This window comes from Paraburkholderia susongensis, assembly GCF_900177725.1.
GTDB lineage: Bacteria > Pseudomonadota > Gammaproteobacteria > Burkholderiales > Burkholderiaceae > Paraburkholderia > Paraburkholderia susongensis.
On record NZ_FXAT01000006.1, the window covers coordinates 146,374 to 173,235 of the forward strand.

Annotated in this window: 22 protein-coding genes and 2 pseudogenes; 17 read left to right on the top strand and 7 right to left on the bottom strand. The window is 63.1% G+C overall.

The features are described 5' to 3' along the window. Positions 1-6 precede the first annotated feature (6 nt). The 5 genes from B9Z01_RS19625 to B9Z01_RS19645 are packed head-to-tail and all read left to right on the top strand — an operon-like array spanning position 7 to position 4,990. On the top strand, positions 7-1,155 hold the full coding sequence (locus B9Z01_RS19625) for a CaiB/BaiF CoA transferase family protein (protein WP_085486029.1): 1,149 nt from the start codon (positions 7-9) through the stop codon (positions 1,153-1,155). Further along, positions 1,152-1,895, top strand: coding sequence for an enoyl-CoA hydratase/isomerase family protein (locus B9Z01_RS19630; RefSeq protein ID WP_085486031.1), 744 nt, complete (start codon positions 1,152-1,154; stop codon positions 1,893-1,895). Before B9Z01_RS19625 ends, B9Z01_RS19630 begins: the two co-directional genes overlap by 4 nt. After that, positions 1,892-2,725, top strand: coding sequence for a CoA transferase subunit A (locus B9Z01_RS19635; RefSeq protein WP_085486033.1), 834 nt, complete (start codon positions 1,892-1,894; stop codon positions 2,723-2,725). Before B9Z01_RS19630 ends, B9Z01_RS19635 begins: the two co-directional genes overlap by 4 nt. Next, positions 2,718-3,452 (top strand): CoA-transferase subunit beta, encoded by a 735-nt coding sequence (locus B9Z01_RS19640; RefSeq protein WP_085486035.1) that lies wholly within the window; start codon positions 2,718-2,720, stop codon positions 3,450-3,452. The genes B9Z01_RS19635 and B9Z01_RS19640 overlap by 8 nt, the downstream gene beginning before the upstream one ends. A gap of 5 nt (positions 3,453-3,457) precedes the next feature. After that, on the top strand, positions 3,458-4,990 hold the full coding sequence (locus B9Z01_RS19645; protein WP_085486037.1) for a class I adenylate-forming enzyme family protein: 1,533 nt from the start codon (positions 3,458-3,460) through the stop codon (positions 4,988-4,990). Positions 4,991-4,996: 6 nt separating this feature from the next. Here the strand turns inward: B9Z01_RS19645 and B9Z01_RS36925 are convergent. Together B9Z01_RS36925 and B9Z01_RS36930 are read right to left on the bottom strand one after the other, a co-directional pair. After that, positions 4,997-5,103 (bottom strand): annotated as a pseudogene (locus B9Z01_RS36925) (IS5/IS1182 family transposase); the annotation flags it as partial. Between the two features lie 14 nt (positions 5,104-5,117). Then, positions 5,118-5,195: pseudogene (locus tag B9Z01_RS36930) on the bottom strand (IS6 family transposase); the annotation flags it as partial. Positions 5,196-5,367: 172 nt separating this feature from the next. Between B9Z01_RS36930 and B9Z01_RS19650 the strand changes: the two are divergent. After that, positions 5,368-6,315, top strand: a complete 948-nt coding sequence (locus B9Z01_RS19650) for a TauD/TfdA dioxygenase family protein (RefSeq protein ID WP_085486039.1) — start codon at positions 5,368-5,370, stop codon at positions 6,313-6,315. Between the two features lie 176 nt (positions 6,316-6,491). Here B9Z01_RS19650 and B9Z01_RS19655 read toward each other — a convergent pair whose 3' ends face one another. Both B9Z01_RS19655 and soxC read right to left on the bottom strand, forming a co-directional pair. Then, entirely contained in the window at positions 6,492-7,070 is a 579-nt protein-coding gene (locus B9Z01_RS19655; protein WP_085486041.1) for a c-type cytochrome, read from the bottom strand. Beyond that, positions 7,063-8,316: a sulfite dehydrogenase gene (soxC, locus tag B9Z01_RS19660; RefSeq protein ID WP_420814697.1), complete on the bottom strand. Its 1,254-nt coding sequence runs from the start codon at positions 8,314-8,316 to the stop codon at positions 7,063-7,065. The genes B9Z01_RS19655 and soxC overlap by 8 nt, the downstream gene beginning before the upstream one ends. Before the next feature lie 314 nt (positions 8,317-8,630). Between soxC and B9Z01_RS19665 the strand changes: the two genes are divergently transcribed. The 5 genes from B9Z01_RS19665 (at position 8,631) to B9Z01_RS19685 (ending at position 13,787) form a co-directional block, all read left to right on the top strand. After that, entirely contained in the window at positions 8,631-9,698 is a 1,068-nt protein-coding gene (locus B9Z01_RS19665) for an ABC transporter substrate-binding protein (protein WP_085486045.1), read from the top strand. 11 nt (positions 9,699-9,709) lie between these two features. After that, positions 9,710-10,561: an ABC transporter permease gene (locus tag B9Z01_RS19670; protein ID WP_085486047.1), complete on the top strand. Its 852-nt coding sequence runs from the start codon at positions 9,710-9,712 to the stop codon at positions 10,559-10,561. A 185-nt stretch (positions 10,562-10,746) separates the two neighbouring features. Further along, positions 10,747-11,484, top strand: coding sequence for an ABC transporter permease (locus B9Z01_RS19675; protein WP_420814698.1), 738 nt, complete (start codon positions 10,747-10,749; stop codon positions 11,482-11,484). Between the two features lie 43 nt (positions 11,485-11,527). Next, positions 11,528-12,373: an ABC transporter ATP-binding protein gene (locus B9Z01_RS19680; RefSeq protein WP_085486515.1), complete on the top strand. Its 846-nt coding sequence runs from the start codon at positions 11,528-11,530 to the stop codon at positions 12,371-12,373. Positions 12,374-12,419: 46 nt separating this feature from the next. Continuing rightward, positions 12,420-13,787, top strand: a complete 1,368-nt coding sequence (locus tag B9Z01_RS19685; RefSeq protein WP_085486051.1) for an LLM class flavin-dependent oxidoreductase — start codon at positions 12,420-12,422, stop codon at positions 13,785-13,787. A 48-nt stretch (positions 13,788-13,835) separates the two neighbouring features. Here the strand turns inward: B9Z01_RS19685 and B9Z01_RS19690 are convergent, their stop codons facing one another. Next, positions 13,836-14,543, bottom strand: coding sequence for a GntR family transcriptional regulator (locus tag B9Z01_RS19690; RefSeq protein WP_085486053.1), 708 nt, complete (start codon positions 14,541-14,543; stop codon positions 13,836-13,838). A 208-nt stretch (positions 14,544-14,751) separates the two neighbouring features. Between B9Z01_RS19690 and B9Z01_RS19695 the strand changes: the two genes are divergently transcribed. The 6 genes from B9Z01_RS19695 to B9Z01_RS19720 all read left to right on the top strand — a co-directional run bounded on the left by B9Z01_RS19695 (position 14,752) and on the right by B9Z01_RS19720 (position 22,000). Continuing rightward, positions 14,752-16,026, top strand: coding sequence for a glucarate dehydratase family protein (locus tag B9Z01_RS19695; protein ID WP_085486055.1), 1,275 nt, complete (start codon positions 14,752-14,754; stop codon positions 16,024-16,026). Positions 16,027-16,150: 124 nt separating this feature from the next. After that, complete coding sequence (locus tag B9Z01_RS19700; RefSeq protein WP_085486057.1) at positions 16,151-17,479, top strand: MFS transporter; 1,329 nt, start codon at positions 16,151-16,153, stop codon at positions 17,477-17,479. 48 nt (positions 17,480-17,527) lie between these two features. Beyond that, positions 17,528-18,817, top strand: a complete 1,290-nt coding sequence (locus B9Z01_RS19705; protein WP_085486059.1) for an MFS transporter — start codon at positions 17,528-17,530, stop codon at positions 18,815-18,817. A gap of 104 nt (positions 18,818-18,921) precedes the next feature. Next, positions 18,922-19,635, top strand: a complete 714-nt coding sequence (locus B9Z01_RS19710; RefSeq protein ID WP_244196085.1) for a GntR family transcriptional regulator — start codon at positions 18,922-18,924, stop codon at positions 19,633-19,635. 53 nt (positions 19,636-19,688) lie between these two features. Then, positions 19,689-20,972 carry a dicarboxylate/amino acid:cation symporter gene (locus B9Z01_RS19715; protein WP_085486063.1) on the top strand — a complete coding sequence of 428 codons (1,284 nt, stop codon included), beginning with the start codon at positions 19,689-19,691 and terminating at the stop codon, positions 20,970-20,972. Further along, positions 20,969-22,000 carry a threonine aldolase family protein gene (locus B9Z01_RS19720; protein WP_085486065.1) on the top strand — a complete coding sequence of 344 codons (1,032 nt, stop codon included), beginning with the start codon at positions 20,969-20,971 and terminating at the stop codon, positions 21,998-22,000. The genes B9Z01_RS19715 and B9Z01_RS19720 overlap by 4 nt, the downstream gene beginning before the upstream one ends. A 9-nt stretch (positions 22,001-22,009) precedes the next feature. Here the strand turns inward: B9Z01_RS19720 and B9Z01_RS19725 are convergent, their stop codons facing one another. Both B9Z01_RS19725 and mgtA read right to left on the bottom strand, forming a co-directional pair. After that, on the bottom strand, positions 22,010-23,122 hold the full coding sequence (locus B9Z01_RS19725; protein ID WP_085486518.1) for a porin: 1,113 nt from the start codon (positions 23,120-23,122) through the stop codon (positions 22,010-22,012). 209 nt (positions 23,123-23,331) lie between these two features. Then, on the bottom strand, positions 23,332-26,085 hold the full coding sequence (mgtA, locus tag B9Z01_RS19730; RefSeq protein WP_085486067.1) for a magnesium-translocating P-type ATPase: 2,754 nt from the start codon (positions 26,083-26,085) through the stop codon (positions 23,332-23,334). Positions 26,086-26,862 lie beyond the last annotated feature (777 nt).

Consider the following 26,862-nt stretch of genomic DNA (forward strand, 5'->3'; position numbering starts at 1 on the left):
ACACGAATGGATCAGCCACTCAAGGGAGTCAGGGTCATCGAGTTTTGCAATGTGGCAGCAGGCCCCTATTGCGGCATGCTCCTCGCAGACATGGGTGCGGACGTCATCAAGGTCGAGCATCCGCAAGGCGGCGACACGCTGCGCGCGTGGCCGCCGATTTCCGACGGTTATAGCGAGAACTTCGCCTCGCTCAATCGAAACAAGCGCTCGGTCACGCTGGACCTCAAGAATCCTGACGACATCGAACAGGCCAAGGCGCTGATCCACACGGCCGACGTCGTCATCGAAAACAACCGCCCTGGCGTGATGAACCGCCTCGGCCTCGGCTACGAAGACATTCGTGTGGCGAAGCCCAGTATCGTCTACTGCTCGATTTCCGCCTACGGCCAGACAGGCCCGCGTTCGCAGGAAGGCGGCTTCGACCTGACCGTGCAGGCCATGAGCGGCATCATGAGCGTCACAGGCGAGCCCGGCGGCGCGCCGGTCAAATGCGGCGTGCCGCTCGCCGATTTTTCCGCCGGCCTCTATGCCGCGTTTTCGGTGGCTTCGGCGTTGCGCGGGGTCGCGGCTACCGGCCAAGGCACCCACATCGACGTGCCGATGCTGGGCGCCACGCTGGCTATTGCCGCCCTGCAAACGTCCGAATACTTCGGCACGGGGCGAGACCCCCAGAAGCTCGGCTCGGCGCATCCGCGCAATGCGCCCTATCAGGCGTTCAAGGCGCGCGACACGTACTTCGGCATGGCAGCCGGCAACAACGCGCTGTGGAAGTCGGTTTGTGCGGTCGTCGGGCGCCCCGATCTGCTAGCCGACCCGCGCTATGCGAGCACCACGTCGCGCGCGCAGCATCAGGTGGCATTGCGCGACACACTCGAAGCGATTTTTGCCGGCGACGACGCCGAGCACTGGATCGAGCGCTTTTGTGAAGCGGGCGTGCCGTGTGCGCCGATCAACACCTATTCCCAGGTATTGAAGGATGCACAGGTGGAACATATGGAGTGGGTGCAGCCGCTCGAGCTGCCGAACGGCGTTCACACGAAGACCTTCGCGTCCCCCGTGCGTTTCTCCGGGAATGCGCCGGAGATCCGCCTGCGTCCGCCGGGCCTCGGCGAGCACAACGCCGAATTGCTCAAGAAGTCGGAGGTCGCTGCATGAGCACGCTCGTCGTATCCAGATTGCCCACGCATTGGACGATCACACTCAATCGTCCCGACAAGCTGAATGCGCTCTGCGCGAGTCTCGTCGAGGAGCTGATCGAGGCGTTCGATGAGGCTCAAGCCGCCGGCACACCGCTCGTCGTCCTGCAAGGCGAAGGCCGCTGCTTCAGCGCCGGATTCGACATGAGCGACGTGCACTCACAAAGCGAAGGCGATCTGCTGCTGCGCTTTGTTCGCATCGAGGTACTGCTGAACAAGATCGCGAATTCGCCGTGCTTCACGGCCGCACTCGCGCACGGCAGAAACTTCGGCGCGGGCGTCGACCTGATCGCCGCATGCAATCTGCGCGCCGCGGCCCCGGGCTCGACGTTCCGCATGCCGGGTCTGAAATTCGGCCTCGTGCTGGGCTCGGCGCGCTTTGCGCGCATCGTTGGCACGCGGGAGGCGCAGCGTATTCTCGAAACGGCCGCCACGTTCGATGTCGAACGCGCGAACGCAAACGGCTTCATCGAACGCGTGGTGGATTCTGAGCAGCACGCCGGTTTGATCGCGGAAGTTTTGGAGCGCGTGAACGCATTGCCCGCGCAAAGCCGCGTGTTGTTGCGACGCGCTCTCGACACTGAACAGGCCGATACCGATCTGGCCGCGCTCGTGCGCTCGGCGTGCGTGCCGGGTATCCACAAGCGGATCGAAGCTTATCTCGCCTCCTCGAAAAAGGTGCAGGAGAAAATCGTATGAGTTCCGGATTTTCCAGCAAGGACAAGGAAGTGACGCTTGCCGAACTGGTCGCGCTCGTGCCCGACGGCGCCTCGCTCGGCCTGGGCGGAAGCTTCCTCCATCGCGGCCCGTTCGCATTCGTGCGCGAATTGATCCGCCAGCAAAAGCGTGATATCGAAATCATCAAGCAGTCGCCCGGTTACGACATCGACATTCTGTGCCGCGCGGGCGTTGCGTCGCGTGCGCGTTGCGGCATCGTCGCGATGGAGGGCAACTTCGGGCTTGCGCCGTGGTATCGGCGCGCAGTCGAGAAGGGGCATCTCACGCTTGAAGAACACGCCTGCGCAAGTCTCACCGCGGGGCTTCGCGCGGCCACTTTCGGCGTGCCGTTCATGCCATGCGGCGGACTGCACGGAAGCGACCTGGTGCGCATCAACGACTGGAAGTGCCTGGACGATCCGTACGGCAGCGGCCAAAAAACGTATGTCATTCCTGCGATCTCGCCGGACTTCGCCGTGATTCATGCATCGAGCGTGGACAAGCTCGGCAATGTGCGTATCGCCGGTACCTATCACTGGGATCGCATCATGAGCAGGGCGGCAAAGAGCGTGCTCGTGATTGCCGAGGAAGTGTCGGACGAAAACTTCGCTGACCAGCCCGAACTCACCGTCGTACCGTATTTCATGGTGCAAAACTACGCGATCGTGAAAAACGGCGCATGGCCGGGTTCGTGCTGGCCATCCTATGCAATCGACTATCCGGCCGTCGAGGCGTACCTCGAAGAAGGACCAGATGCGCTCGCCCGCCATATCGATGCAGCGCCTGAAATGGAGGCACGTCAACATGGCTGAGCAATGGAGCGGTTTCTCGTACATCGTCACGAATCTCGCGCGCTTTGTCCGCCCGAATGAGATTACCTTCAGCGGCGTGAACTCCACGCCGCCCATGCTTGCGTGTCTGCTTGCAAAGCGCGCGTATGAGTGGGACTTCGTCTATATCAACGTCGCGGGCGGCGTCGATCCGACACCCTCCTGCGTGCCGATTTCGAGCTCCGACCCGCTGCTGGCGGAAGGCTCAGCGTCGATTTTCGCCAACGAGGACTTCTACGACCTGTGCACGCGCGGCCGCATGGACCTTACGTTCCTCGGCGCGGCCCAGCTCGATGGGGCGGGCTGCGCGAACAATTCGTGCATCGGCGAATGGGCGCATCCGAAAGTACGCTTGCCAGGCGGCGGCGGCGGTGCCGTGATGTTGCCAACGGCAAAACGCGCCTGCACCTGGCGCACGGAACACTCGAAGCGCACGCTGGTCGAGAAACTCGACTTCGTCACGTCGTGGGGCGGCATGCACGGTGTCGTCACGCCGATCGCCGTGTTCGTGAAGCGCGATGGCAGGCTCGCGCTGCAATCGTGGCACCCGGAATCGAGTCTCGAAGAAGTGCGCGAGCGCACTGGCTTCACGTTCGATGCCACCGGCGCCGAACCCACTGCCCCGCCCACGGCGCGCGAGCGCGAGGCGCTCCAGTCGCTCGACCCGCAAGGGCAATTCGAGCGCGATGCAGCCATTCGACTCAGGTAACCAACGTGAAGACATCGACTGCATTGGATCTGGAGAGTAGACCGGCGAGTCTCGCGCAGGCGTTTCAGCAGTATTGGCAGCAGCCTGACGTGCACGAACGTCCCGCATTAACCGATGGAGTGCGAACGATTTCGTACGCCGGCCTCGCACGCGAAACCGGCGCGGTCGCGGCAAATCTTCTGCGGCACGACGCACGTCCCGGCGATGCCGTCGCGATCGTGATGACGCGTTCACTCGATGCCGTGATCATGCTGCTGGCGTCGATCCGCGCGGGCTTGTGCCCATGTGTGTTCGAACCGAAGCTTCCCGCGCAGGAAGTCAGCGCGCGACTCATCGAAACGAACGCGCGGCTTGTCGTGCACGATACCGACAATCTGCCGCTCGTCAGCGAGCTAACCGTACCTGCTGCGGCCAGGACAGTTCAGTTTGCCAGTTTGACCGAGGCAGCGCATTTGCAACCTGTCGATGTCCCCACGACGTGCGCCGCCCTGCTGCTCTTCACATCGGGCAGCACGGGACGGCCCAAAGTCGTGCAGCTCACGCAGGCGGCGCTTCTGAACAACGCGCTCGGCGTGCTCGAGCAAAGCGCACTGTCGAGCGACGACTGTCTGCTGCACGTGATGCCGATCTACCATACCAACGGCGTGAACAACCAGCTTTTCACACCGCTGCTCGCGGGCGCGACCGTCGTGTTCTGTCCGCGCTTTCGGGCGGAGGACATGCCCGAGCTGATGAAGCGCTACAAGCCGACCATCATCACCGGCGTGCCGACGATGTACTCGCGCATGCTCGCGCAACAGTTCGACGCCGAAGCGCTTGCAAGCCTGCGTATGGCGCGTTGCGGCTCGGCACCCATCACCGAGGCGCTGCATCGTGAAGTCGAAGCGAAACTCGGCTGCGTGCTCGTCATTTCGTATGGTTTGTCGGAGGCCACGTGCACGAGCACGCTCAATCCACCGACGGCACGCCGTATCGGTTCGGTTGGCAAGGTGCTGCCCGGACAGACCGTCAAGCTGCAGGCAGCCGATGGCGCCATGACCGACGCGGCGGAAATCGAAGGTGAAATCTGTATTGCGGGGCCGAACCTCATGACCGGCTACCTCGGTGCAGCGGACGCCACCGCGAGGACTGTCACCAACGGCTGGCTGCATACCGGCGACCTCGGCCGCTTCGACGACGACGGCTATCTTTATGTGACGGGCCGCATCAAGGACGTCATTATCCGCGGTGGCGAAAACCTGTCGCCCTTGCTGATCGAAAGCGTAATCGTCGCTGACGACGACGTCGCCGCGTGCTGCGTGGTCGGGCGCGCGGACCACGACCTCGGTGAAGTGCCAGTGGCATTCGTGGTGCCGAAAGATCGTACCTGGGCCGATGCCAAACGCGTGCAGGAGGCTGTGAGAAGGCGTCTTTCGCGCATTTACGTGCCGCACGACGTGGTGTTCGTGGAGTCATTACCCGAGACTGCGGTCGGAAAGGTGGACAGAAAAGCATTGGCGGCACGACTGCGCGCTGGCGAATACAAAAGCATGACCTAGACGGTATCAGGAACTTCGGAGTACTGGATTGCGTGGACAGGCATAAGCATGGCGAAGACGACAAAATGCAGACCTGCGAGTGTTTCGGGCAAGCATTCGCAGTCACGTGCGAGGGCGCTGTCACCTTAAAACGATGCCAGGCGGCAAAGTGTGCGGCGAGCTGTCTGCGATAGAGTGAGGCGCGTAGCAGATGTCGCTTGAGCGCGAGCGGCGCCCCCTCGCGATGAACTGATCGTGATCCGGCCACCACCGTTCGCAGCTTTGCTGATTTTCTTATGTGCATTGATTGGTTGGATTCAGGCACTGGCGAATTTAACGTGAACGTCCGCGGCCTATGAGCCGACGCCGCTTACGTTTCTCTTCTCCAGGAGCCTCGCATGAGCGCAGCCGCATTGCACGAAGTACAGCCGATCGAAATCAACCCGCTGTCGGCGCATATCGGCGCCGAGATTCACGGCGTCGATCTGACGCGGAAATTGGAACCTGGTCAGGTCGCGCAGATTCGTGCAGCCTTGCTGAAATGGCGTGTGGTATTTTTCCGCGAGCAGTTTCTCACGCATGAGCAGCACATCGCCTTCGCTGCTCAATTCGGCGAACTGACGCTGGGGCATCCGGTGTTCGGACACGTCGAAGGTCATCCCGAGGTCTATTCGATCTCGAAGTACCGTAAGGCGACGCGTTTCGAAGGTCAAACGCTGTTGCGTCCATGGACCGGCTGGCATACGGACGTGACGGCGGCGCTCAATCCACCGTGGGCATCGATTCTGCGGGGCGTCACCATTCCGCCGTATGGCGGCGACACGCAATGGACCAATCTGGCGATCGCCTACGAGAAACTGTCGAAGCCGCTGCGGACTTTCGTCGATGGCTTGCGCGGCATTCATCGTTTCACGCCGCCGGCCGGCGCAACCGGCACGGATGCCTTTGTCAAAGCCGTCGAACAGCGCGCGCTCGTCACCGAGCATCCGCTCGTCAGGGTCCATCCGGAAACGGGCGAACGAGTGCTCTACGTGAGTCCGAGCTTTCTGAAATCGATCGTCGATGTGACGCCGCGCGAAAGCCAGGCGCTACTCGAACTGCTGTGGGAACACGTGACACGGCCCGAATTCACCGTGCGCTTCAAGTGGGAAGCCGGCAGTATCGCGTTCTGGGACAACCGCAGCACCGCCCACCTCGCGCCCACGGATATTTTCGATCTCGACTTCGACCGGCAGCTGTATCGCACGACGCTCGTCGGAGATGTGCCGGTGGGGCCTGACGGGCAGCAATCGGTGGCCCTCGAGGGCTCGCCTGTCGGCGCTGCCGCGGCGACCGCGTTGAACTGAAAATCCGGTACCAATGCAAGATCCGGCACTCGGTGTCACGAGTGCCGGATCCCTGGCAAAACGATCGGCGTTCAACGCGTTGACCAGCAGTTGCGTCCGCGACCGTGCGTCAGGCCGCCGGCACGGGCTGCCCCGCTCATGCCGACGATCGCATCGGCGCATTATTTATCAGCGCGTCATAGCCGTCCCGGACGCGGATCGGCAACGAAGCCATTGCGGTTGGGCATCACCACGAGCGGCAATGACGCGGCGTCCAGCCGTGTTTCCGCCGGGACGATGCCATTCTGGTTGAGCAGGAACGCGCTGAGCGCATACACGTCGTCGGCGGACAGCGACTCGGGCGCGTTGTACGGCATCGCGCGGCGGATATAGTCGAAGAGCGTCGTCGCATAGGGCCAGTAGCTGCCCACCGTGCGCTTTGGTTTCGCACTGGCGAGCGTGCCTCGCCCGCCGACCAGCGGATCGCCGAGACCGCCCTCGCCGAGCGCGCCGTGACACATCGCGCACTTCGCCGCAAAAAGACGCGCGCCAGTGGCCACGTCGCCACTGCCCGCGGGCAGGCCCTGCCCATCCGGCGCGACGTCGATGTTCCACGCGGCAAGCTCGCGCTCGCCGAGCGGCGTGCCGATGCCGTGGCCCGCTGCCACGCTCTGCACATCCGGCGCAATCGACGAACATGCAGCCAGCGCCGTCAACGCCAGCAATGGGACCAGCGCAACGCGCACGAACCCATGCCTCGAGCGGCCGTCACGCATTGCGCACCTCGCCGCTCGTCTCGACGCGCCACTGCTGGATCGCGTTGTAGTGGTACTGCGAGTTCAGGCCGCGCGCGGCGACGAGTTCGGCGCGTGTCGGCTGCACGTAGCCGCTCGAATCGGTGGCACGCGACAAAATCGCGGCGGCGCCACCGTCCCACTGCCAATCCGCGCGAAAACGCGTGAGTGCGCGATCGTGAATCACGCCGTCGAGGCGTGCGAGCCGCCAGTTCGCCCCGCCATCGGTCGACACTTCGACCTTGCGGATCGTCCCTCGCCCCGACCATGCCAGCCCAGTGATCGGGTAGTAGCCGTGCGCGGTGAGACGATGCCCCGGCGACGGCCGCGTAATCACCGACTTCGCGTCCATCTCGAACGCGAACTGCCGCGCGGTGCCGTTGGCCAGCAGGCTCGTGTATTTCGAGGTTTCCTCGCGCGTTTGCAACGGCGCGTCGACCACTTTGAGCCGCCGCAGCCATTTGACGTTCGTATTGCCTTCGAAGCCCGGCACGATCAGACGCAGCGGATAACCGTTCTCCGGGCGCAGACGTTCGCCGTTCTGTGCATAGACGACGAGCGCTCTCTCGAGTATCCGCTCGAGCGGCAAGCTGCGTGTCATCACAGCCGCGTCGGCGCCCTCGGCCAGCAGCCAGCCGTTCGCCGCATCGATCGGCTTTGCGAGACCGCCCACTTCGTCGAGCAACGTCGACAGTCGCACGCCGGTCCACTCGCAGCACGACAGCAGACCATGCGTGAGCTGCACGGGCAAGCCGCTCGGACCGTTCCACTCGCTGCCGGTATTGCCGGAACATTCGAGAAAATGAATCCGCGATTCGGATGGCAGGCGCAACAGGTCGTCCATCGTAAACAGCTTCGGCGTTCGCACGAAGCCGTGAATCGCCAGTCGATGCCGATCGGGATGAATGTCCGGCACGCCGCCATGATGGCGCTCGTAAGTCAGACCGTTAGGCGTGATCGTGCCGTGCAGATCGGCCAGCGGCGTCATCGACGAAGCCGCACCCGGTACCGGCCACGCGCGTGCGCTGCGCCGCACGACATCCGCTTCGTACGGCGATGGCACGCCATACGGATGGTCGAGTACCGGCGCACCCGGCACGCGGCTCGAGGGCGCGATCTCCAGTGGCTTGAGCAGATCGGCGGCCGTCGCAGCCTGCGACGCGGCGAAACTGCCCGCGGCGAGCCGGCCAAGCAGCCGCCGGCGCGTGCGCGAAGGGGGCGAATCCATCGCGGAATTGCGCATATCCATTCAGTGGGACCGATGTGAAATGCGCTGACGGTAACGGGCGCGGCGGCGAACGGCAACCAAGCAAAGTTCATAACGTTATGAGCATCGCCCTCCCCTTCCTCACCGGCCCAGCACGCAAATGACAACCGCCGATAACGATTCGAGGATTCGTTATTGGAGTGCGCGGCCGCACCTTCCTATACTCGATTGCGCTTTGCACCTGGCCGCGCAGGGCGCCGAATGCCCAACCCGATGACTGCCGGTTCGGTCCGGCCTGCTCGCGCGCCGCCCCACCTCGCTTCACCACGGAAACCATGCGCTATTTCAAGCTACTGAAATCTCTTGCGGTATGCGCCGCCTTGAGCACCGCCACGCTTCACGCGTATGCCGACAAGCTCTCCGTCATTCGCATCGGCGTCGCGCAGCAAGGCGCGGGCGATCCGCCCACGTTCGGCGGCTCACCCGCCGCGACCGTGCAACTGCAACAGTTGCTCGAAAAGGAGTTCGCGGCGGATGGCATCAAGGTCCAGTGGCTCTTCTTCAAAGGCGCGGGCCCGGCCGTGAACGAAGCGATCGCCGACAAGTCGCTCGACTTTGCGTTTCAAGGTGATCTGCCGTCGGTACTCGCGCGCGCCAATGGTCTGAAGACGCATATCCTGCTCGAATCCGGCGTTCGCGTCGGCATCAAGGTTGCCGTGCCTCCGGATTCCGACATCCATACGATCAAGGACCTCAAGGGGCGCCGCGTCGCCCTCTTTCGCGGCACCAATCTGCAGCTCGTCGCCGACAATGCGCTCGCGGCGAACCAGCTCGACGAACGCGACCTGCGCGTGATCAATCTCGATACCGCCAGCGCGCTTGCGGCGCTGGCATCGAAGGGCATCGACGCATCGGTCAACGATTACCACGTGTACAAGCTGCGCGACGCCGGTCTGGCCAAGGTCGTCTACGAGTCCCAGACCGATGGCCCGCAATTCACGCGGCAATCGCATCTGCTCGTCCTCGACGATTTCGAACAGGCTCATCCCGATGTCGTGCAGCGCGTCGTCAATGCGTTCGTCAAGGGCGCGCAGTGGTCGTCCGATGAAAACAACCGCGATGCGCTGTTCAAACTCTGGGCCAGAAGCGGCGTGAGCTATGCATCGTGGCAGGCCGAGTTCGCGCACCAGACGCTGAAGGAACGCAACTCGCCGCTGATCGATCCGTTCATCGTCGCGCGCTACAAGGCAGTCGCCCAGGATGCGCTGAAGCTGAAGCTGATCCGCCAGCCCGTCGACGTCGACACGTGGTTCGAACCGCGTTATCTGGACAATGCGTTGCGCGCGCAAAAGCTCGACCATTACTGGACACGCTACGACGCAGCCGGCAAGCCGCTTACCTAACGGGGTCCACGATGAGCGATACAGCGATCCCTCTCGCCACGCCAGCCCGTGGCAGCGCTCGCGAGCAACGCACGGCACGCGGCGCACGCGCATGGCTGCGAGGCGCCGCCTGGCGCGTTGCGCCGTGGCTGTTGCCGGCGCTCCTGCTCGCGCTCTGGACGATCGGCAGCGAGCGCGGCTGGATCGCTCCGCAAATCCTGCCGCCGCCCGCGCGCGTCTATGAGACGTTCATGGAACTCGCGCGCAGCGGCGATCTCGCGCGCCACACGCTGGTCAGCCTGCAACGGGTGCTGTTCGGTTTCGGCATCGGCACGCTGCTCGGCTTCGCGCTCGGCGCGGCGCTCGGTTTGTCGCGCACGCTCGAAGCCTATGTGCTGCCGAGCTTCAACGCCGTCGTGCAGATCCCCGTGCTGGGCTGGCTGCCGTTTCTGCTGCTGCTCGTCGGCGTGGGCGAGCCGCTCAAATACATCCTGATCGCGCACGCCGCGCTCGTGCCCGTCACGCTGAGTACCTTGCAGGGTTTCCGCCAGACGCCTCACACGCTCGACGAAGTCGCGCGCGGCTATGGCTACAGCCGGTGGCAGCGGATCGTCCACGTGGTGTTGCCCGCCGCAGTGCCGACGCTCGCGACCGGCGTGCGGCTCGCGTTCACGAAGGCGTGGCTTGCGCTCGTCGTCGTCGAGCTGGTCGCGTCGTCGGAAGGGCTCGGCTATCTGATCGTCTACGGACGGCAGCTGTTTCAGCTCGATCTGGTGATGGCGGCCGTCGTCGTGGTCGGTGCGATCGGATTTATCGTCAACCGCCTGCTCGATGCGCTCGAAGCGCGTCTGCGGCGCGGCCAGCCGTCCGCGTTCCGCGAGTGATGCCACGGCAACACAAAGGAATCCTCATGAGCTTTCTTTCGCGCTTTCTTTCTAGCCTCAGCTTGCCACGCGGCCTGAACCGTTCGAGACGCCAAGGCCCGCCGCCGTGCGACTGCGCGTCCCCGCCGCAGCAGAGCAGGCAGGCCAAAGCCATCGTCACCCGCCGAAACGCGGCATGGCGCGGCATGCTGTTGCCCATTGTCGCGCTCGCGCTGTGGTCGGTCGTCGCGGCGCTGCATCTCGTGAAAAGCGGCCTGCTGGTGAGCCCGCTCGCGGTCCTGCAAACCGGCTGGCAGCAAACGGTGAGCGGCGCGTTGGCGCGTGCGCTGTCTGCTTCGCTCGCGCGTGAAGCGAGCGGCTTTGTCATCGGCACGCTAGGCGGCCTGCTGCTTGGGAGCCTGCTGGGCTTCTCGCGCATCGCCCGGCGCATGGTGGGACCGAGCTTCGACACATTCAAGCAGATTTCGCTGTTCGCGTGGATACCGCTGATTTCAGTGTGGTTCGGCCTCGGCGATGCAGCGAAGGTGGTGTTTCTGTCACTGGCGGCGCTCCTGCCGGTTACCGCGCACACCTGCGACGGCATCCACGCGGTACCGCGCAGCTATATCGAAGTGGCCCGCGCGTTTCGCTATTCGCGGCTGCAACTGGTCACCTACGTGATTCTGCCCGCCGCGCTGCCGTCGATCTTCACAGGCCTCTATCTGGCGCTGATCTATTCGTGGCTCGCGACGCTCGGCGCCGAATATCTGCTGGTGTCGGGCAGCGGCATCGGCAATCTGCTGATCGACGGCAGCGAGCAGTTCCGTATGGACCTCGTGCTGTTCGGCATCATCGTCGTGGGCGCGACCGGCTGGGCGCTCAATGCGTTGGCGCGCCGCGTCGAGCGCGCTCTTTTTGCGCTGCGCCCATTCGGCGCGCCGTGATACTGGCGCGAACGCATCCGTCCATTTCTACAGGACCATTCTCATGACCGCTGCGGTATCCGAAGCCCTCGACATCCGTCACGTGCGCAAGCGCTATGTCCAGCATGGCGCGGCGCTCGATGTGCTCGACGACATCACGCTGAGCGTGCAACCCGGCGAATTCGTGAGCGTGCTCGGCGCGAGCGGCTGCGGCAAGTCGACGTTGCTGCGCCTGATCGCCGGCCTCGATACCGACTACAGCGGCGACATCCACGTCGCCGGCGAACGGGTGCGCGACACGTCCCTGCAACGCGGCATCGTGTTTCAGGACCATCGGCTGTTTCCGTGGCTCACTGCGTCGCAGAACATCTTGGCGGCGCTGCGCAATGCACCGTTGACCGCGAGGCAGAAGCGCGACGCAGTCGCAGAACATATTGCGCTCGTCGGCCTGACCGGTTTCGAGAACGCGTATCCGAACCAGTTGTCGGGCGGCATGGCGCAGCGCGTGGCGATCGCGCGCGGACTGGTCAACCGTCCGCGTGTGCTGCTGCTCGACGAGCCGTTTGGCGCGCTCGACGCGCTGACGCGCGGCCGGCTACAGAACGAATTGCAGCGCATCTGGCAGCAGGAGCGCATCACGATGATCCTCGTCACGCACGACGTGGACGAAGCCGTCTATCTCGGCGACCGTGTCGTGACGATGGCGCCGCGTCCGGGCCACATCGAGCGCATCGTCGAGGTTGCGTTGCCGCGCCCGCGCAATCGCGGCGACGCGCGCTTCATCCGCTTGCGCGACGAGATCGTGGCCGACTTCGGCGAGCCCGGCACGCTGCCGCACGACGGTGATGGCGGCTTGTCGCATGCCGAGCCCGCCCATGCGCCGATTACCGAATGGCGGCTCGCGTGGTAACACACGCAGCCCGCTTCAAAACCAGCGGCATGCTACGGAGCAGACGATGAGCAACAGCAAACGGCAGATCAAACTCGGCGCGTTTCTGATGGAAACCGGCCACCATATCGCCGCGTGGCGCCATCCCGACACGCACGCGAGCGGTGGACTCGATTTCCAGCACTACGCGCAACTCGCGCAGATCGCGGAGCGCGCGAAATTCGACACGATCTTCTTCGCCGACAGCGTCAGCGTGCGCGATACCAACCTGCCCTCGCTGTCACGCACCGCTCGCGCGGACCATTTCGAGCCGCTGACGCTGCTGTCGGCATTGTCGGTGGTCACGCGCAACATCGGGTTGATCGCGACGGTATCGACCACCTTTAACGAGCCCTACAATCTCGCGCGCAAGTTCGCATCGCTCGATCATCTGAGCGGCGGACGCTCAGGCTGGAATCTCGTGACGTCGAGCACGGAGTCCGAGGCGCTGAACTTCAGTTTCGACCAGCATCCCGAGCATGGCGAACGGTATGAGCGCGCGAAGGAATTTCATGACGTGGTCGCGGGCCTGTGGGATAGCTGGGAAGACGACGCGTTTCTTCGCGACAAGGAAAGCGGCGTGTATTTCGACCCCGGCAAGCTGCACGTGCTCAACCATCGCGGCAAGCATTTCAAGGTGCGCGGACCCTTGAACGTCGCGCGTTCGCCGCAAGGCTCGCCGGTCGTCGTGCAGGCGGGCGCGTCGGAGGCCGGCAAGGAACTCGCCGCGCAAACCGCCGAAGTCGTGTTCGTCGCGCATCAGACGCTCGAGGAAGCGCAAGCGTTCTATCGCGACCTCAAGGGCAGACTCGCGCGCTATGGCCGCCAACCGGATCATCTGAAGATCATGCCGGGCATCTTTCCGGTGATCGGCCGGACCGAAGAAGAAGCGCGCGCGAAATTCGATGCGCTCCAGGCGCTGATTCATCCGACCGTGGGCCTGTCGCTGCTAGCCAATATGTCGGGCGGCGTCGATCTGTCGAGCTATCCCGTAGACGGACCGTTTCCCGAACTGCCGGAAACCAATGGCGGCAAGAGCCGGCAGCGTCTGCTGCTCGATCTCGCGCGGCGCGAAAACCTGACTATCCGCGATCTGTATCTGCGTATCGCGGGAGCGCGTGGACACCAGCAGGTTATCGGCACACCGCAAAGCATCGCGGATCAATTGCAGCAATGGTTCGAGGAAGACGGCGCGGACGGCTTCAATATCATGTCGCCGTGGCTGCCTGGCGGTCTCAGCGAATTCGCTGAGCTCGTGGTGCCGGAATTGCAGCGGCGCGGACTGTTCCGGACGGAATACGAAGGACACACACTGCGGGAGAATCTCGGCCTGCCACGGCCTGTGAATCGCCATGTTCTTGCGCGGAAGGAACGCGCGGCAGTCGCGATACGATAGTCCGCCGTAAAGCGCGACCGCCGCATCCCCCTACCGTTGCACCCACCTTCAGTCATCCGCCAGGAAATTCGGATAACTCGCGCGAATCTGATCGACCTGGCTCAGCGTCCCCGACAGATGCTTGCGTAGCGCGGCCTGCGCGGCCGTCACATCGCCGTTTTCGATCGCATCGACAATCTCGGTGTGATCGCGCACCACCGCGATCGTCTTGCCCTCCACCGGCAGATTCAGACGGCGCAGCCGGTCGATATGGCCGCTCAGTCTGCGCACCAGGTCCCACAGCTGCGGCACGCCGGCCGCCTCGTACATCTGCCGATGAAAAGCCTGGTCGAGCAGCGAGAACTGCTCGTAGTTCTTCAGATCGAGCAGTTGCGTCTGCCCCGCGATAGTGGCGCGCAACTGCGCGATCAGCACGACGTCGCGCTGCTCCGCGAGTGTGCGCACGACTTCCAGTTCGATCGAGCGGCGCAGGAAGTGCGCCTGCAACGCGGACGTCACGTTGATCTGGCTGACGACGGTCGCGTGCTGCGGATAAATGTCGACGAGGCCTTCCTCGCCGAGCTTCATCAGCGCGTCGCGCACCGGCGTCTGGCTCAAACCGTACTGGTTCGCCAGTTCGATGCGTGACAGCACCGTGCCGGGCGTCAGTTCGAGGGACAGGATCATTGCGCGCAGCCGTTCAAAGATTTGCGGCGCGGCGTGGCGGGAGCGGTCGATCCGATGAGTCGCCGCTGACCGGGAAACGTGATTTTTCATGGCTGGAACTGAAGCGTGGGCGCAGGCGGCTGAATGCACCCGCCCGCTGAAACACTAGCACTATAGCCGACGCCCGCCCCTTCCAGCGGGCCTGACAGCGGATTTCACCCCAGTGGGAGATCAGTATTTACCCCACTGACGCACTAATACATTAGTGCTTTACTATCCGCCCCATCAGATTTCCATCCTTCGATTGCCGATTGCCACCATGACTCGCGACATCACCATCACGCAGGTGCGAATTACTCCGATCGCCTTTCGCGACGGCCCACTGCTCAACGCCGCCGGAATCCACGAACCCTGGGCATTGCGCGCCATCCTCGAACTGGAGACGGGCGACGGCCGCGTCGGCATCTCCGAGACCTACGGCGACGAGCCGATGCTGCGCGTGCTCGAACAGGCGAAAGCGCTGGTGACCGGCCTGTCGCCGTTCGACCTCAATCGCATGGAAGAGCGCGTTCGTGCGTCGATCAAGGCGGCCCCCGGCGCGGTCGAATTCGAACTCGCGCCCGGTTCGCACTCGGCGAAGAACGCGCCGAAGGTCATCAGCGCGCTGGAAGTCGCGATGCTCGACCTGCAAGGGCAAATCGTCGGCGCGCCGATCGTCGACCTGCTCGGCGGCAAGGTGCGCGACGCGGTGCCCTACAGCGCCTACCTGTTCTTCAAGTACGCCGAGCACGCCGGCAAGCCCTACGCGCCCGATGCCTGGGGAGAAGGCTTGAGCCCGCAGCAGATCGTCGCGCAGGCGCGTCGCATGATCGAGCTGTACGGCTTCCAGAGCATCAAGCTGAAAGGCGGCGTGTTCGAACCCGCGCACGAAATCGCGTGCATGCGCGCGCTGCATGAGGCGTTCCCCGGCATGCCGCTGCGCCTCGATCCGAACGCCAACTGGACGCTCGAAACGAGCATCGCGGCTGCCCCGCAACTCGACGAACTGCTCGAGTACTACGAAGATCCGTGCCCGGGACTCGAAGGCATGGCCGAACTCGCGAAGCACACGCGCCTGCCGCTCGCGACCAACATGGTCATCACGACGATGGACGATTTCCGGCGCGGCGCCGACATGGGTTCGGTCAAGGTCCTGCTGTCGGACCATCACTACTGGGGCGGTCTGCGCGCGACCCAGACGCTCGCGCGCATGTGCAAGCTGTGGGACCTCGGTATGTCGATGCACTCCAACTCGCACCTCGGCATCAGCCTGATGGCGATGACGCACGTCGCGGCGAGCATCCCCAACCTGACCTACGCGTGCGACACGCATTACCCGTGGCAGGAAGAAGAAGTGATCAAGGGCGGGCGCGTGAGCTTCGACAACGGCTCGGTACGCGTGCCGACGACACCGGGCCTCGGCGTCGAACTCGATCGCGAGCGGCTCGCCGAACTGCATGCCCAGTATCTGTCGTGCGGCGTGCGCAATCGCGATGACCTGAAGCAGATGCAAAAGTACGACCCGAGCTTCAGCGGCAAGAACCCGCGCTTTTGATCCACGCTTTTAATCCGCACTTCTAATCCGCGCGTGTGATCCGCGCTTGCGGGCCGCGCCGCTGACCCGCCCGGATATCCGGCACGCGACCTGCGGCGCGCGTCGCCACTGAAGGAGACACCCCATGAGTACCCCCATTGCGGACGCGTCCCGGCCCGACCGCGCCGGCGCGCTGGCGAGCGCGGTGCGCAAGATCAAGTGGCGCGTGCTGCCGCTCTTCGTCGTGATGTTCATCGTCAACTACATCGACCGCGTGAACATCGGCTTCGTGCGTCAGCACCTGAGCGCCGATCTGGGTATCGGCGCGGCGGCCTACGGCCTGGGTGCGGGGCTCTTCTTCGTCAGCTATGCGATTTTCGAAGTGCCGTCGAACATCCTGCTGCAGCGCTTCGGCGCCAAGATATGGCTGACGCGCATCATGCTCACGTGGGGTCTGGCGGCAGTCGGCATGGCGTTCGTGCGTGGCGAGACGTCGTTCTACGCGATGCGACTGGTGCTCGGCGCGGCCGAGGCCGGCTTCTTTCCCGGCGTCATCTACTACTTCACGCAATGGCTGCCGGGTAACCAGCGCGGCAAGGCGATGGCGATCTTCCTGAGCGGCTCCGCGCTCGCATCGGTACTGTCCGGCCCGATCTCCGGCGGACTGATGCTCATCAACGGCGGGGGCCTGCGCGGCTGGCAGTGGATGTTCGTGATCGAAGGGATGTTCTCGGTGGTGCTGGCCGGCTTTATCTGGCTGTGGCTCGATTCGAAGCCGCGCGACGCGAGCTGGCTCAGCCGCGCGGAGCAGGATGCGGTGGTGGGCGAGATCGAGGAAGAGCAGCGCCAGCGCTCCGCAATGCACGCGGTCAAGCCGTCGCTCTGGACGCTGCTGCGCGACCCGCAGATCCTGATCTTCTGCCTGATCTACTTCGCGGTGTCGCTGACCATCTACGGCGCGACCTTCTGGCTGCCCAGCATCATCCGCAAGATGGGGCATTTCAACGATTTCCAGGTCGGTCTCTTCAACTCGATTCCGTGGCTGATCTCGATCGCGGCGATGTACTTCTTCGCGATGCTGGCGGCGCGCTTCAGGTTCCAGCAAGCGTGGGTCGCGTGCGTGCTGCTGATCGCCGCGCTCGGCATGTATGCGGCCGGCCAGGGCGGCCCGCTCTTCTCGTTCATTGCGATCTGCTTTGCGGCGATCGGCTTCAAGGCCGCGTCGTCGCTGTTCTGGCCGATTCCGCAGGGTTACCTCGACACACGGATTTCGGCGGCGGTGCTGGCGCTGATCAATTCGATCGGCAACCTCGGCGGCTTCGTCGCGCCGGCGGCGTTCGGCTTGCTCGAACAGAAGACCGGCTCGATCGAAGGCGGGCTCACCGGACTCGCGGTGATGTCGGTCATCGCTGCCGGGGTCGTGTTCTTTTCGCGGATGAGCCCGCGCGAGGGAATCCCCGCGTCCGCGCAGTAGGCGCAGCGAGCGGTGTAGACGCAATCCCTGAAACCCTCTGGAGACACGATGAAAATAATGGAAGCCAATGCGGCCGCTGCCCGCACGGCCGTTGGACGATACCGATGGACCATCTGCGCGATGATCTTTTGCGCGACGACGATCAACTACATGGATCGTCAGATGCTGGGGCTGCTCGCGCCGCTGCTGCAAAAGGACATCGGCTGGAATCAGGTGCAGTATGCGCAGACCGTGATGGTGTTTACGGTCACCTATGCGATAGGTCTCGCGATCTTCGGTCGAATCGCGGACCGCGCCAGCACCAAGGTGGTCTACGGCAGCGCGATGGCGATGTGGAGTCTCGCCGCGATGCTGCATGCGGTGGCGGCCACCGTGCCGGGTTTCGCCGCCGTGCGCGGCTTGCTCGGCTTCGGCGAGGCGGCCAACTTTCCGGTTGCGATCCGCACCACTGCCACGTGGTTTCCGAAGAAGGAACGTGCGCTAGCGACAGGCTTCTGGAACATGGGCGCGACGATCGGCGGGATCGTCGCGCCGGCCTTCGTGCCGATCGCCGCCGTGATGTTGGGCTGGCGCGCGACGTTCATCGCCGGCGGCGCGACCGGTTTCATCTGGCTGGCGGTATGGCTGCTGATCTATCGGCCGCCCGCGCAGCATCCGTCGGTATCGAAGGCAGAACTCGATCACATCAATTCGGACCGCGACGAAGTCGTCGAGCAACGGATCAGCTGGCTGTCGGTGCTCAAATACCGCGAAACGTGGGCCTTTGTCGCCGGCAAGCTGCTGACCGATCCGGTGTGGTGGTTCTATCTGTTCTGGCTGCCGAAGTGGCTCAACGAATCGCGGCACATCGACATCGGCAATATGGGCCTGCCGCTGATCGTCATCTACACGATGGCTTCGGTCGGCAGCGTGGCGGGCGGATGGCTGTCGTCGCGTCTGATGGCGCGCTCCAACAAGCCGAATTTCGCGCGCAAGGTCGCGATGGGCATCTGTGCGTTGTGCGTGCTGCCGATTGCGACGCTGTCGTATTTCCAGAGCCTCTGGTATGCGGTTTTCGCGGTCGGTCTCGCGGCGGCGGCGCACCAGGGGTGGTCGGCGAATCTGGTCACCACGGTGGGTGACGTGTTTCCGCGCCGGCTGGTCGGCACGGTGGTCGGTATCGGCGGCGTGGCGGGAATGGTCGGCTCGTTCTTCTACTCGGGCGTGATTGGCGAGACACTGCAGCGGACCGGGCAGTATTGGGCGCTGTTCGCTGTTGGCGCGCTGGCGTATCTGGTTGCGCTCGGCATTATTCATCTGCTGATGCCGCGGATGACGCCGGTGAAGTTGCGGGACTGAGGTCCTATCCTGGCGGCCATCGCCGCCACCAGCCCTGTCATTCGCTGGCCACATCCGCTACATAGCGTCTTCGCGTAACAGAGATTCAAAAATATAAAAAACTCTTGCAAGACAGTTTTTGCCATGCTGGTATACCAGCTATGAACCAAGAACAAACCAGCGTATCCGACGATCCGTATGTCCGCCTTCGCGCGTTGATCGTCGATGGCTCGCTCCGCCCCGGCGAAGCGCTTTCCGAACGCAGTCTTGCAGAGCGGCTGCAGGTGGGCCGCACGCCGATTCGTGAGGCCGTTAAATGGCTCGCGCGCGACGGCCTGCTCGAAATCGTGCCGATGCGCGGCACGTTCGTGCGCGAGATGTCGGTGAGCGATCTGCGCGAAATTCATGAAATGCGGATCGCGCTGGAGGGAATGGCAGCGTTCCTCGCAGCCCGCCATGGCTCGTGCGCTTCGCTTGATGACGCAGCCGCGCGCTTACAGGCACTCGCAAAAGGAATGGCAGCGGGACAGGCACTCGACGTGGACGAAGCGCAAAGCATTGGCTGGACGTTCCACGACGCCATGTTCGAATGCGCCGACAATCAGCGCTTGCGGCAAACCTACCAGAACCTGCGCGCTCAGAGCGGGCTCGCGCTGCGGCGCGTCGAGCGCTACAGCGTTGAGCGGACCCAGGAGGCGGTGCTTGAACACCTCGAGATTTGCGCGGCCATCCAGGCCGGCGATGGCGAGCAGGCACGCCGTCTCGTCTATGCGCACCTCGAGCGAGCGATGCAGGTTCGCCTGAAGTTCCTTGCACACGTGGGCGAGAAGCAGGCGTAACTCCTCTCGCACAAACCTGACGCCTGCCGTCACGCTGTTCCAGGAGAATAACCATGCAATCGCAGCACGGTCGTCGAAGAATCCCTTTGCCTGTCCAGATGCTCCTCGGGCTTGTGCTGGGGTGCGCGGTCGGGTTTCTGTTTCCGCATTTCGCTGCGAAGCTCGAGCCCATCGGAACGGCATTCGTGCAGGCGATCAAGATGATCGTCGTGCCGCTCGTGTTCACAGCGATTACGCTCGGCATCTACCAGATGGGGAATCAGGCCCGCTCGCTCGGGCGGGTATCGGCGATCAGCCTGGGCTACTTCTTCGTGGCGACGGTGTTCTCTATCTTCATCGGTCTGGCGCTCAACGCGCTGTTTCGCCCCGGCCTCGGCGCGAACCTTGCCGCAGCGGCCAAACCCGGCAAGGTGATCGCAACCAGCGTGGACTGGACGAAGTTCTTTCTCGACATGATTCCGAGCAACATCGTGGCCGCGATGTCCGGCGGCAATCTTTTGCCCGTGTTGTTCTTCGCAGTGCTTCTCGGACTCGCGCTCGCCTCGCTGGGTAGCCGCGCAAAGCCACTGATCGACGTACTCGACGCGTTGATGGGGGCCGTCTTCAAGGTGACCGACTGGGTCATTTCGCTCTCGCCGATCGCTATCTTCGCGATCATCTCGTGGCTGTTCGCCACCCAGGGGCTGGCGACGCTGCTCTCGCTCGTCAAGTTAGTGGGTGTGATGTACCTCGGACTTGCGGTGCTTCTCGTGATTTTCGCCATCGTTCTGAAGGCGATCGGTGAAAATCCAGTAGAAGTGAGCCGCCAGATCAGCGAGCCCGTGCTGCTGGCGTTTGCGACGCGCTCGTCGGAAGCGAGCCTGCCGCTGCATATGGAGAAGCTCGTCAAGATGGGCGTGCCGAAAGCCGTAGCGTCGGTAGTTCTACCGCTCGGCTACGCATTCAATCGCGACGGCTCCATCATGTACTTTGCGCTCGCGGTCGGTTTTCTGGCGGACGCGTATCGGATTCCGCTCGACTGGCACACGCTGCTGTCTATCGTGATCGTCACGACGCTCGCGAGCAAGGGCAGCGCAAACGTACCGTCCGGCGGCCTTGTCGCAGTCGCGATGGTGCTGACCACGATCGGGGTTCCGATCGAAGCGCTTGCCATCATCGCGGGCGTCGATGCGTTTCTTGACATGGGCCGCACTGCAATCAACGTTTATAGCAACACCGTGGCCGTCAAGTTAGTGATGAAACTGGCACATGTCGCGTATGAGCAACCCGCGACCGGGCGCACGCCCGAGCAAAGCGAACCCGAGAGCGGGACCGCCACCCCCAGGGGACTTGCATGATCGATCTGCGCAGCGATACGGTGACGCGCCCCACTGAGGCGATGTGGGACGCCATGCGCAACGCGTCGCTCGGCGACGACACGCTCGAGGGAGACGCTACCGTCCAAGCGCTGGAGCAGGAAGCAGCAACCTTGCTGGGTAAGGAGGATGCACTCTTCGTATGCAGCGGCACGATGGGCAATGCCATCGCAACGCTCGTCCATGCATGTCACGGCGGTGAAGCCGTGCTCGACCAGGAAGCCCATATGGCGAACTCGGAAGGCGGCGGTGTTTCGCGCCTCGCGGGTTTGTTCTGCCGCACGATTCCCTCGCATCGCGGGGAAATGAACCTGGAAGTACTGAGCGATGCTATTCGCAGCGGGTACTCGCGCTACGGAGAACCGACTGCGATGGTGGCGATCGAGACAAGCCACAATGCAGCGGGCGGGTGCGTTCAGAGTCTCGATTATCTGGCGCAGGTTGCCAGCGTCGCACATGAACGGGGCGCGGCGGTCCATCTGGACGGAGCGCGTCTGTTCAATGCGGCGGTCGCTCTGGGTATTGATGCGCGCGATATCGCGCAGCATGGCGATAGTGTCACGTTTTGCCTGTCAAAAGGACTCAGCGCTCCAATGGGCTCGATATTGCTCGGCTCGCGGGAATTCATCGAGCGCGCGCGAACCTTCCGGCGAACGATTGGCGGCGGACTGAGGCAAGCGGGCATTATGGCTGCCGCTGGTCTGGTCGCGCTAAGGACGATGCCCGCCAGGCTCGCGGAGGATCACCGGCGCACCTTGCTGCTTTGGGAGCGCCTACGGAATAGCGCGCTCGTGGAGGCGGGACAGTACCCGCCTCAAACCAATATTCTTCGGCTGGCGGTGCCGAGCGGGAAGGCGGAAAATCACGTGCGGCAGCTTGCGCTGCACGGCATCGCAATCCGCGCGAGTGGCCCATGTGCGCTACGTCTCGTGGTTCACCGGCATATCGACGACGCGGCGATCGACGCGGTGAGCCACGCGTTCGAGGCGCTAGCAGGATGCGACAGATGAGCCCCCGGCTCAGAACCGATGACGTATACCAGCCGCGACCAGCAACTGACTGCGGCCCGCTGACGGATCAGACGTGTTGATCACGACGGGGGGGCCAGATGAAGCGCGCTGATACACCGTCTCCAGGTACGTATCGGTGCGCTTCGAGAGCCCGTAGACAGCCTGCAACGCGCCCTGATGCCAGTGCGCGCCGGAGCCCTTCGTGTAGGTGTACATGCCGGCGAGCGACATCGCCGGCGTCAACTGGTACACGCCATTGATCTCGTAGTTGCTGAAGCCGGCCGAAGGCAGCGCCGAACCCGAATCGGCATCGGTCACACCGCTATAGGTCGAACGGGACCACGCGGCACCCAGCGTAAAATCGCCGACCGCGTAGCTCGCACCCACGCCATATGTGTTCTGCGTCTGTGCGTTTGCCTCGAATATGTCACGGTTCGAACCGGGCAGATTCACCGTGTCATATGCGCCGCCCAACGTGTTGCCGCGGCCGTTCACGTGCAGATAAGCGGCGCCCGCGTTGAAGGGCCCGTTCTGGTAATTCGCGCCGACGCTATAGGCACGGTTGTTGGCGAACTGACCAGCGGCGTTCGAAAACGCGTACATACCGCCGAAGCTGAAGCCGCCGATCGACGGGCCCGCATATTTGATGGAGTTGCGCGCCAGGTACGAGTTGTTGGCGTTGTCGTTGTCGAACGGATGCGCGAACGCAGTGCCGCCCGCGCCACCAGTCAGGGTGAATGGCGCGAAATAGTCGTGGATCGAATCGTACTGTTGACCTAGCGTGACCGTGCCATAGGTTTCGTTGGCGAGGCCGACGTAGTACGGGTGATCGTTGAGACCTTCGCCTGTCGTTACTGAAAGCCCGCGCTCCAGACGAAAGATTGCCTTGTTGCCACCGGCGAGATCTTCGGAACCCTCCAGACCCCAGTAGCTTCCGTCGATCAGGCCGGCGGTGGCCTTGTATTGCGCGTTACCGCTCACGTTGCTCACATACGCGAGCCCCGTATCGAGTTCACCATACAGCGTTACGCTGCTTTGCGCGTGAGCGTTCGCGCTGAGGAACGCCAGCGTCGCGGTGGTGGTGACTGGAATGCCGAAAAGCTTGTTCTGTTTTGCTGACATGTTCTGAACCGGAAAAAATGAACAGGCCGTGCGCATCTGGCATTGCACGCAATGGTGCGTGGCAGGGAGCGGGTGCGCACAATATGACGTCGTGAGGCCAGTGATCGGGAGGGCCACCAACAGACGGCGCTCCCGCACCATGATTCAAGGCTGGCCGAAGCCATTGCGCGCGGGATGGAACCCCATCCCACGCGCAGTTGTGGTTGGGTTTAATACCACTGGCCGTAACGGCGGATATACAGCGTCTTCACAACCTGCGTCAGCAATATGTAGCCGAACATGGTTGCAACGAGCCAGAGCCAGTAGCTGTGATCCAGCGAAATGAAACCCAATGCTCCGGCGAGCGGAGAAAACGGCAACCAGCAGCCCACGAAGATTGCAACCGATGTCGACAGCAGCACCGGAAGCGACGCGGTACTCTGGATAAACGGAATCCTGCGCGTGCGCAACATGTGGACCACGAGCGTCTGGGAGACGAGACCCTCGATGAACCAGCCGGAATTCATGATGTCCTGGCCACCGCCATGCAGGTGGTAAGCCGCACCAGCGCCGAACACCGTCCACATCAGCACGTAGGTCGTGATATCGAACACCGACGACGTGGGTCCCAGCCATACCATGAAGCGCGCGATATTACCGGCATCCCACTTGCGCGGCTTCTTCAGGAAGTCGGGATCCATCCGGTCCCACGGCAGGAACATTTGCGAGAGGTCATAGATCAGGTTCTGGATCAGCAACTGCATCGCCAGCATCGGCTCCCAAGGCAGAAAGACAGAGGCGATCAGCACCGAGAACACGTTGCCGAAATTCGAGCTCGCCGTCATGTTCAGGTACTTCAGGATATTGCCGAAGGTCTCACGGCCTTTGATGACTCCTTCCTCCAGCACCATCAAGCTCTTTTCGAGCAGGATGATGTCGGCGGTTTCCTTCGCGATATCGGCTCCTGTGTCCACGGAAATGCCGACGTCCGCATCACGAAGCGCCGGTGCGTCGTTGATACCGTCACCGAGGAAGCCGACTGTGTGGCCGTTCGCCTGAAGCGCTTTCACGACACGCGCTTTTTGCAGCGGGGTGAGTTTCGCAAAGACCGTCGTATGCTCGACCGCCCGCGCGAGGTGGACATCGTTCATCGCGTCAATGTCGCGCCCGAGCAGCGGCGCTCCCGGTTCCAGTCCCACGTCGCGGCAGACCTTCGTCGTGACAACGGGGTTGTCGCCCGTCAGCACCTTGACCGCCACGCCATGCTCATGCAGCGCACGGATCGCGGGCGCGGCCGAGTCCTTCGGCGGATCCAGAAAGGTGAGGAAGCCGCGCACCACGAGGTTTGCTTCGTCGATGGTCTTGTACTGGGACTTCGCTTCGGCGCGCGGGATCTCGCGCGTAGCGACCACCAGCACGCGGTAGCCTTCCTCGTTGTACTGCTGGGCCCGTGCGATCAGCATGTCGCGCTCGCGTGCGGTCAACTCGTGGACCGTGTCTCCGTCCTGGATATGCGTCGACACCGCCAGCATCTCTTCCACCGCGCCTTTCGACACCATTAGCTGATTGCCGTCCACCCCTTCGACCACCACCGACAGTCTGCGGCGCACGAAATCGAACGGCAGTTCGTCGACCTTGGCGTATTGCGTCGGCTTCGCCGGTGCGCCAGGTTCATTGGCATGTTCCACGACGGCGATGTCCATCAGGTTCTTCTGTCCGCTCTGGTGGAAGCTGTTCAGCCAGGCAAGTTGGAGAATCCGCTCGTCTCTGTCGCCGTTGATGTCGAGATGATGTTCGAGGATGATTTTGTCCTGCGTGAGTGTGCCGGTCTTGTCCGTACACAGGACGTCCATCGCGCCGAAGTTCTGCACCGAGTTCAGGCGCTTCACGACCACCTTGCGCCGTGCCATTGCGATGGCGCCTCTGGCCAGATTCGCCGACACGATCATCGGCAGCATCTCCGGTGTCAGGCCGACCGCAACCGCCAGCGCGAACGTCACCGCGGACAGCCAGTCACCCTTGGTGATTCCATTGATCAGGAATACTACAGGCACCATCACCAGCATGAAGCGGATCAGCAGCCACGAAACGCTGTTGACGCCACGATCGAAGCTCGTTTCGACGCGCTTGTGACTGACGACGTTTTTTGCCAGTGAGCCGAAATAGGTATCGGCACCGGTAGCGATGACGATCGCCGTTGCCGTACCGCTGACCACGTTGGTCCCCATGAAACAGATATGGGCCAGGTCGAGCAGATCGGTCTGGGCGCCGGAAGGAGCATGGGCCGATTTCTCCGCCACGGCGCCGAGCGTGTCGTATTTCTCGACGGGCAATGCCTCGCCGGTCAATGCAGCCTGACTGATGAACAGGTCGCGCGACTGGATCAGACGGATGTCCGCGGGGATCATGTCGCCCGCCTGCAGATTGACGATGTCGCCGACGACCAGATCGCGCATCGCGATTTCCTGCTTCTCCGGGTGGGCGAATTCGGTTGCCCGGCGGAGCACGGTCGCCGTCGTGCGGACCATGGACTTGAGCCGCTCTGCGGCCTTGTTTGAACGGTATTCCTGAAAGAAGCGCAGCAGGCTGCTGACGGTCACCATCGCGAGCAGGATGCTGAGTCCAGTCCAGCTGCGATCGTCCGGTGCAGCAAAGTACACGTCCGTGAAGAAGGTGATGACGGACAGACCGAGCAGCACCAGCACGAACGGGTTATTGAAGGCCAGCAGCAGTTGTACCAGCGCGTGTGGTGCCCTGTCATGGACGACCTCGTTGGGGCCAGCCCGATGCAGCCGCTCCAGCGCGTCCGCGCCGAGAAGACCGTCGAGCGAACTGTTCGTCTGCGTTAGCGTGGCGGCGACGGACTCGTTGGCTTCGCTCACAACATGCGCGAGGGACATCTGTTCGCGGCTGCCGGCGCCGGACACAAAGCCTTTCTGCTTCTTCCTGGAGGTATGCTGACTTTTTGTGGATTCGTGTTGCATTGACTGTTCCTGCTGCTATGCGCGCGGCGAACGGCCCGCGGCTTTTAAAGATCGGAGAGGTGTCGTTCTGCGAGGTCCAAGGCGGTCAGCAACAGCACGCGTTGCCGCGATACGGCGAACGCGTGCTGTCGACGCCAGGATCAGAAGGGACGTACTGCTGGCCGAAGCAGGGCCTTGACTGCCGCCCACCACCGGCGTGGCGGTTTGGCGGGAGTTTGCGGCGCGAGTGCCGGCGATGCTTCGTGATAGTGGTGCGACTCGCGGATCCGTGGCAGTTGTGATACGAGAAGGGCGAAATACATGTGGTTTCTCCGTTCGGGCCGAAGCCCGACTGATTGTTGAGGTCGCCGGGACGCCTGCGCGGCAACGCTCAAACAGTCAGCAAAGTGACGGCGAACGCGTACGGGCATCCATCAGGCAAAAAAACTTGAGCGGCGTAAAGGCCATCTGTCACTGTCGGGCATGACTTCTCCTTTCCGATGCGTTGTGCACGGGCGTGTCAGTTCATGCGCCCGCAGTGATAAACCTGCGGGCGCAAGCGAGCATGGTCCCGAGTCGGGCTCAGGGAACTGGCCGTACGGACGGACGCAATCCGGCCCGCCGAAACGGCGCTGAAATGGAGTGCACGGGAGTGGTACTGAAAACTACTGCGACGCGCACCGTCTGCCTGCGGGCAGAACGGTGGCTCAATGAAGCTAGCGGATGTTCTGCCGGTCAGGCAATCAAACTGTTCGAGGATTGACTACTACAACTGTCCAAGGCACTAGCCCCTTTTGT